Annotated in this window: 1 pseudogene; it reads left to right on the top strand. The window is 70.9% G+C overall.

Annotation, left to right across the window (positions count from 1 at the left end):
* Positions 1-478 (top strand): annotated as a pseudogene (locus DD1DGNOD_RS03205) (type I restriction endonuclease subunit R); the annotation flags it as partial.

Genomic DNA, 478 nt, shown 5'->3' on the forward strand with positions numbered 1-478 from the left:
CGTGGACGAGGCACACCGCAGCCACTACGACACCCTCGACGGGTTTGCCTTACGGCTGCGCGAGGCGCTGCCGAAGGCGACGTTCCTCGCGTTCACCGGCACCCCCCTGTCGGAGGCGGACCGCGACACCCGCAAGGTGTTCGGCGACTACATCGACGTCTACGACCTCACCCGGGCCGTCGAGGACGGGGCGACCGTCCGGGTGTACCACGAGAGCCGGCTCATCCCGCTGGAGCTGCCGCCGGGTGTCGATCCCGAGACGATCGACACCCAGGCCGACGAGATCACCGCCGGGCTGGACGAGGCGGAACAGGAGCGGCTGCGCCGCGGCGTCGCCGTGATGAACGCGCTCTACGGCGCGCCGGCCCGGGTGCGGACCCTGGCGAGTGACATCGTCAGACACTGGGAGGCACGCTCCGCCCAGATGCGCCCGTTCATCGACGGCCCCGGCAAGGGGATGATCGTCTGTGCCACCCGG

Source organism: Candidatus Protofrankia californiensis, from assembly GCF_900634765.1.
Classification (GTDB): Bacteria; Actinomycetota; Actinomycetes; order Frankiales; family Frankiaceae; genus Protofrankia; species Protofrankia californiensis.